This is a genomic window from Chloroflexota bacterium, assembly GCA_018648225.1.
In the GTDB taxonomy this organism is placed as follows: Bacteria; Chloroflexota; Anaerolineae; order Anaerolineales; family UBA11858; genus NIOZ-UU35.
Genome location: JABGRQ010000195.1, coordinates 1 through 7102 on the forward strand (window position 1 = coordinate 1; position 7102 = coordinate 7102).

Annotated in this window: 6 protein-coding genes; all 6 read right to left on the reverse strand. The window is 50.1% G+C overall.

The window, feature by feature from the left end:
* Positions 1–193 precede the first annotated feature (193 nt).
* Positions 194–907, reverse strand: coding sequence for an ABC transporter ATP-binding protein (locus HN413_16835; protein MBT3392066.1), 714 nt, complete (start codon positions 905–907; stop codon positions 194–196).
* A 16-nt stretch (positions 908–923) separates the two neighbouring features.
* Positions 924–1730: an ABC transporter ATP-binding protein gene (locus HN413_16840; protein MBT3392067.1), complete on the reverse strand. Its 807-nt coding sequence runs from the start codon at positions 1728–1730 to the stop codon at positions 924–926.
* Between the two features lie 5 nt (positions 1731–1735).
* Positions 1736–3460: a leucine/isoleucine/valine transporter permease subunit gene (locus HN413_16845; protein ID MBT3392068.1), complete on the reverse strand. Its 1725-nt coding sequence runs from the start codon at positions 3458–3460 to the stop codon at positions 1736–1738.
* Positions 3461–3471: 11 nt separating this feature from the next.
* Positions 3472–4536: a branched-chain amino acid ABC transporter permease gene (locus HN413_16850; protein MBT3392069.1), complete on the reverse strand. Its 1065-nt coding sequence runs from the start codon at positions 4534–4536 to the stop codon at positions 3472–3474.
* Positions 4537–4655: 119 nt separating this feature from the next.
* A complete protein-coding gene (locus HN413_16855; GenBank protein ID MBT3392070.1) occupies positions 4656–6014 on the reverse strand; it encodes a branched-chain amino acid ABC transporter substrate-binding protein in 1359 nt (452 codons plus the stop codon).
* A gap of 397 nt (positions 6015–6411) precedes the next feature.
* Positions 6412–7029 carry an ABC transporter substrate-binding protein gene (locus HN413_16860; GenBank protein ID MBT3392071.1) on the reverse strand — a complete coding sequence of 206 codons (618 nt, stop codon included), beginning with the start codon at positions 7027–7029 and terminating at the stop codon, positions 6412–6414.
* Positions 7030–7102: the final 73 nt, after the last annotated feature.

Below are 7102 nucleotides of genomic sequence, written 5' to 3' on the forward strand. Positions count from 1 at the left end.
GTTTATTGTCCGCTATGACATCTCCAGGCTATCACTTCCTTCTTGAGCACTACCCTATTTTTTTATGATGATCTGTTACAAAATATTGGTTCATTGGGAACTGGCGGGAATGTCCAGAGACCCATAAAAAAAGAGTGATAGGAAAAAATCTATCACTCTTTCTCGTTCGAGTTTTATTATTCTAAATGAAATCTTATTCAATCCCCAAGTAGGCTTTTTGTACCATCTCGTTTTTCTGCAAGTTGTCTGCAGAATCATGCAGAACGATCTCGCCAGTTTGGAGTACATAGCCGCGACTGGCGATCTGCAGCGCCATCGTCGCGTTTTGTTCCACCAGAAGTACGGTTGTTCCTTCTTTGTTGATGCGCACGATGGTGTCGAAAACGCTCTCGACCAAAACAGGCGCCAGCCCCATCGACGGTTCGTCCATCAGCAGTAGCCGGGGGCGAGCCATCATGGCGCGTCCGGTTGCCAGCATTTGTTGCTCGCCACCGGAAAGCGTGCCCGATACCTGGGTGCGGCGTTCTTTTAGTCGGGGAAAGAGATCGAAAACGCGTTCCATATCGGTTTTCATTTCCGCTTTATTGTCGCGGCTGTATGCACCCATTTCCAGGTTTTCAGCTACGGTCAGTTTTGAGAAAATTCCGCGGCCTTCTGGAACCATAGCGACGCGCTTGTAGACAATCTCATGTGCTGGATAGGCAGCTAGATCCTCGCCTTCCAATTTGATATTTCCCTGGGCCGGTTTGATCAATCCGCTGATGGTACGCAAGGTGGTAGTTTTTCCTGCACCGTTAGCACCGATCAAGGTGACGATTTCGCCTTCTTCCACGGTGATAGAGATTCCTTTCAGTGCGTGGATATTGCCATAGTAGGTATGAATGTTGTTAACTTCTAACATTGCCATAGTGATCTCTCCTGATTTAGGCTGCCTCGGAGCTGATTTCGAGTTCTAGCCCCGCAGCAGCACCACGACCCAAATAGGCCTCGATCACGCGCGGGTTGCGTTGGATATCTTCCGGGGTGCCCTCAGCGATTTTTTGTCCAAAGTCCATCACACTAATTTGTTCGCTGATGCCCATCACGACACGCATATCGTGCTCAATTAGCAAGATCGTGACTTCCAGTTCGTCACGCAAGTAACGGATGAAACGCATCATGTCAGCCGATTCGTTTGGATTCATCCCCGCGGTAGGTTCATCCAAAAGCAGCAGCTTGGGTTTACTTGCCAGCGCGCGGGCAATTTCCAAGCGGCGTTGAGCGCCGTAGGGCAGGTTATGTGCAGTATGGTCGCCCAGGCCTTTTAATCCGACAAAGTTCAACAAGCGTTGGGCTTCGTCGAGGGCGGCTTGTTCTTCTTTGAGAAACCCTGGAGTTTTGAAAAGCGCTGTCAGCCAGGGGGTTTTCAGGTGCGGATGTTGACCTACCAGGATATTCTCGATGGCTGTCATATTTGAGAACAAGCGAATATTCTGATAGGTGCGGGCAATCCCGAAGCGCGTGATCCGGTCAGTTGAAAGACCTTGTATGATATGCCCGTTGAAGTCGATTACACCTTCTTCCGGGACATAGAAGCCAGTAATGCAGTTAAAGAAGGTTGTTTTCCCGGCTCCGTTGGGGCCAATTACGCTGGAAATCGAGTATTCTTCAATGTCAACATCGAAACTATTGACTGCGACTAGACCACCAAAGCGTTTTGTGACTTCTCGAGTTTTAAGAATTGTTCCCATGATGTCTAGCCCTCCAATTCTCCAAAAGTTCCGGCGCCGGGTATTTGGTCATCGATTCCGGCCTTTAATTCGCGTTTACGAGTGGGTTCTGGAATAAAACCTTCTGGTTTGACAAGCATCATTACAATCAGTAAGAGGCCATACATGAGCAGTCGGTATTCAGCAAACTCACGCAGAATTTCTGGGAGACCAACCAGGATCAAAGCGCCAACGATCACGCCAGGGATGCTTCCCAAGCCACCCACAATGATGAGCGCCAGGGCGTTGATCGACCACAACAAGTTGAAGCTGTGGGGAAAGATGTTGCCTAGCCGTGCGGCGAAGATCGCTCCAGACATCGCAGAGAATGCTGCACCAATTGCAAAGGCCAGTAATTTTGTTTGCACGAGGTTGATGCCCATGGCTTCGGCGACGTCTTCGTCTTCGCGCATAGCCATCCATTGACGGCCCAGGCGTGAGTCGCGCAAGCGTATCGTAACAAAAGCCGCCAGGAGCGAACCGGCAATTACCAGGTAATACATGCTTTGCGGTGTATTCATGATGAAACCAAAAAACTCGGGATTAGGGATGTGCAAAACGCCCTGGGGACCGCCCTCGAAGGGGGCCAGCCAGTTGGATGTTGCCATAATGCGAATGATCTCGCCAAAACCCAGGGTGACGATTGCCAGATAGTCGCCGCGCATACGCAATACCGGGAAGCCGAGCACAACACCCCAAATGATACCTGCTAAAGTTGCGATGGGCAGTGCTGTCCAGAAGTTGAGATTGCTGACGCCCAGCGGCCCGGTGGATGTCAAGATGCCCATCACATAGGCTCCGAAGGCAAAGAATGCCACATAACCTAGATCAAGCAATCCGGCGTAGCCTACAACGATATTCAACCCCAGGCCCATCATGACGTAAAGTCCGATCATAAAGAGGGCTTGACTGAGAAATGAGCCGACAATAAAGGGCAGATACAGTAATACCGCGATGCCTAAAATAATGCCCACAATGCGGCCTTGTTTTTGTGCAGTTTGTGGGAGTTTTACCCAACCGCTTCTGGCTTTCTCATGGGTGCGGAAGTAGCCAACTGCAAAGGTGATGATGAAAATCAAGGCAGCCGGAAGCGGGTTGAGGGATTTACTTGAGAATAACGCCTTGACGATCTCACGACTAAAAGTTTCCTGAATGATCTGTCCGACATTTTCAGAGAAAAGTCCAATCCCTAGTGTCCAGATAATGCTGCTAAGTAAAGCCTGCCACAGTTTCGTCGGCAGGAGTACGAATAGAGAGCCAGCTCCCCCCATCAGGGTAAGGAATGCAACCATTAGTAGGGTTCCGGTTATTGGCCCAGCCCCAAAGGTGAGAAACTCAACCAGTTGAGGCGACATGTTGACAAACATATCTCGCCAAACGAAAGCAGCTTCCTCGCCAGCATTGCCTACCACCAATAGCTGGACGAACACAATCAGGAGAACCAGAAAAACGCTGGATACGAGGCCAGCTAAAAGGCTGCTTCCGATGGTAGTCAGAGTGTGTTTTTCTTTAAGCTCGCGAGCCGTCAGGTAGCCAGCGCCAATCGATCCCATAACGAGCAAGACATGCCCCAATGAGAGCCAAGTGCTGACCAAATTACGTTGCCCAAAAGTTTCGACCATTCCGATTGCGCTAAAGTAAAATGCGACAATCCCACCGAGCAAGCCAAAGCGAGCGATAACACGCCAATCAAGTGATTTTGAATTATTCATCTTTGCTGACCTCATGCTTTCTTCTCTGCCAGGCGTTCACCAAAGATGCCCTGTGGGCGAATGATGAGAATAAGAACCAGCATTGTAAAGGCAAAGGCATCTTTGAGTTGATTCGCAGCCGGTATGCCCAGGCCTTCCACAATTAGATTCGGACCTAGCGATTCAATGACACCCAGGAATAGTCCGCCAAGCATGGCTCCGGGCACATTACCGATGCCACCGAGGACGGCAGCGGTGAACGCTTTTAACCCCGGGAAAAAACCCATAAAGAAATAGACGCCTTGTGGGCGGAACAACCCGTTGAAAACACCAGCTGCCCCAGCCAATGCGCCACCAACTGCAAAGGTCGAGACGATAACTTTATCGATATCAATACCCATCAGGCGGGCGACATCTTTGTCTTCAGATACAGCGCGCATGGCTTTACCCATTTTTGTGCGTTCCACCCATAAGTAGAGAGCAAGCATTAATGCGATGGCGGCAAAAAGCACAACCAATTGGACGAGTGGCACCTGAAATCCGAAAACATTGACGGTTACTCGCAGGCTGGGGATTTCAGGATACGAGCGAAACTCTGCGCCATAAAGCCCGCGGAAGGTGTATTGCAAAGCAAAAGATGCACCGATAGCTGTAATGAGTGGTACCAACCGGGGAGCGCCGCGCAAAGGACGGTAGGCTACGCGTTCAAGTAATAACGCGATGCCTGTCGAAACTCCTGCGGCCAATAGAATAAGTGCGATGATGGCAAGAACAGGATGTCGCTCTAAAAAGCCCGAATTAGCGAAATATTGCGCCAGGAATACAGCTGTAAAGGCGCCCCCCATATAAACTTCGCCGTGGGCAAAATTGATCATCATGAGAATGCCGTAAACCAGGGTGTATCCCAGCGCGATTAGCGCATAGATACTGCCTTGTGCCAGACCGGCAAACACGAGGGTAGCCCATTGTTCACTACTATAGGAATCGGCTTTGACCGTGTTAAATATACCGATGATAATAGCTGCCACAATGAGTATTTGAAACAGTCTCAGAAAGACATCCACCCATGATAAGCGTTCAAAGAATTGTTTTAGCATTGTGTTTTGTCCTCATACAGATTAATGAGCCAGGGAAAGTGATATTCCCTGGCTCATTATCTTTTCTAGCCTATATGGCTGTTAGCATAATAGGTTGTAGCAAAAGCCAGGATCAAAGACTAGGGGGTGTAAACTGCTTCGGGTGGCCAGTTGCCATCAACTTCAGCTTCGGTGATCTGGAAGATACCCAGGGCTGCGCCAGTGGCGCAGTCGCCATGGCTGGCATTGGTGATGCCAAAGGCACTGTAGTCATCATCACTGCAATCCAGCGCTCCGGTCAGGCCGGTGTAGTCGGTCACGCCGGCGATAGCATCACGCAAAGCCTGGCGGCCAACGTGGATGGTTCCGTCAGCATCGACAACCGCAACAGCTTCGATAGCGTCAAACAGAATGTTTGTGCCATCATAAGCGAAGGCGTGGAAACCACTGGGCGGGGCGCCAGCAAACTTGGTTTCCCATTTGGCCAGGAACTCATCATAGTCCGCGCCCGAAACATAGGGGCCGGAGAGATACATACCCACGGCATTGGCGCCAGAGTTCTCGGGGAAGGAGTCAGACAGCAGACCATCCGCGCCCATCAGAACAGTTTCTTCAAGACCAGAAATTTCAGAAGATTGAGCTACGATGAAGGGTCCTTCAGGTTCAAAGATGGGGAAATACAGTACGGCAGGGGCGTCAGACGCAACGGTAGTCAACACAGTGCGCATGTCGGTATCGCCAACATTGACAGCACCTTGGAAGGTGATCGTGCCACCGAGTTCAACAAAGCGCCCGGCGAATACTGCTTGCAATTGGTCGGCATAGGGGCTGCCATCATGGATGGTTGCCGCAGTGGTTGCGCCAAGTTCGTTGAAAGCAAATTCAGCCGCAACAGAACCCTGGAACAGGTCGGTGTGGCAGATGCGGAAGTAGCCATCTTGCCAGGTTTCGCCCTCAAGGGTCAAGGCAGGAGCCGTGTTGGAGGGGGAGAGCATTACCAAGCCAGCACCACTGATGGTCGGCATAGCCGCAGTGGCAGCGCTGGAGCAGTTGGTGCCGATTACGCCCAAGATAGTGGGGTCAGCAGCTATTTTGGTAGCGGCGGTCTGTCCACCTTCGGCGGAGCACAAGGAGTCTTCGCCAGAGAGCTGGATTGCATGACCGAGCAGTTCACCACCGCGGTCATCCACAGCGATTTCGATCGCGCCCTTGGAGTCTTCGCCCAAGTAGGCGGTTGCGCCAGAGATGGTCAACATATAGGCAATGTGAACCGGTTCATCGGCTGCAATGTCAACACAGCCAATTGCATCGGTGCATTCAAAGGCCATAACTTCTTCTGCGGCGGGTGCTTCTTCAGCAGCAGGTGCTTCTTCGGCCATAGCTTCTTCAGCAGCAGGTTCTTCTGCGGCGGGTGCTTCTGCCGGTGCAGGGCTACAGGCTGCAAGCATCATGCTGGCGACGACCAGCAGCGCTAAAAAGGTAAAAATGCGGGTTTTCATGCTTCTTCACTCCTTATGGTGAATTATTATAGTGTGGAATAGAGAGATTTTGGTGGATAGGTTAATGTTTTTGTTGACTAGAGCCTCCTTTCCCTATTGAACTGCTATTATACATAGGGGGCATATCTTGCGCAATGGAAAGAATTTGCACTTCCAATGCATCCCTTCGGCTAGGAATGGGTTAGAAATCGAGCAATTGCGTCTACAAATTTTCAACGAATTGCATGATCCCGATTCTAACTAAGAATGAATTCCAGGGTCAAGAGATAATAATCGACTTTTATGAATTATTTACTCCTAAACGGCTATCGAAATGGTATTTTAGGGCCAGATAGGAACGTAGCTCTGATCCTGATTCTGATATATTTTAATGACGGGGTCGGCACAATCGCCATATTCAACAAGTTAATGTGCCGGTAATGCCTTCAAAGCCTGATGTGGCATACAGGCATGAGCGGAGCGATTCTCGGCCAATATGAATAGTGTCACCATCTCGAATGGCTATCTCCTCTATGCAGGAAAAAATCATATTGGCTGCATCAAAGGCATGGGCATGATAAACAGAGATGGGATTGCTACCATACTTATTTTCATAGGTAGCAAGAAAGTCGTAATAGGATTCCCCAGAGAAGGATAGATCGGGGCCGGAAAAATACATACCTTCACCAGCAACACCGACAGCCTCAATAGCTGCATCTGAGATCATTCCATCAGCTGCGGCCAGAATAGTTGACTCGAGACCGGGATATTCTCTGGCCTGTTTAGTCAGGATGCCTCCCTCGGCAGTGAAAACGGGATAATACAGGAACTCGGGCACACCGGATTCTACGATGGTTTCAAGAACTGGACGCATATCGGTTTCACCTTTGTTGATCGCAACCGGGTCTGCGGCCGTGCCTCCAAGTGTTTCGAAAGAGTCTGTAAATACTCTGGCAAGTCCTTCTGTATAGACACCGCCATCGTGAATAGCGGCTGCTGTTGTAACGCCCAGTACATCAAGAGCGAATTCAGCCATAACTTTCCCCTGTGTTTTATCATTGTGTGCAGTGCGTAAGTATCCTAAATGCCAGTTCAGCAGGGGATCGGTT

Bases quoted from the DNA above. Each gene is read 5' to 3' on its own strand.
- HN413_16835 (MBT3392066.1), bottom strand. From the start codon at position 907: ATGGCAATGTTAGAAGTTAACAACATTCATACCTACTATGGCAATATC.
- HN413_16840 (MBT3392067.1), bottom strand. From the start codon at position 1,730: ATGGGAACAATTCTTAAAACTCGAGAAGTCACAAAACGCTTTGGTGGT.
- HN413_16845 (MBT3392068.1), bottom strand. From the start codon at position 3,460: ATGAATAATTCAAAATCACTTGATTGGCGTGTTATCGCTCGCTTTGGC.
- HN413_16850 (MBT3392069.1), bottom strand. From the start codon at position 4,536: ATGCTAAAACAATTCTTTGAACGCTTATCATGGGTGGATGTCTTTCTG.
- HN413_16855 (MBT3392070.1), bottom strand. From the start codon at position 6,014: ATGAAAACCCGCATTTTTACCTTTTTAGCGCTGCTGGTCGTCGCCAGC.
- HN413_16860 (MBT3392071.1), bottom strand. From the start codon at position 7,029: ATGGCTGAATTCGCTCTTGATGTACTGGGCGTTACAACAGCAGCCGCT.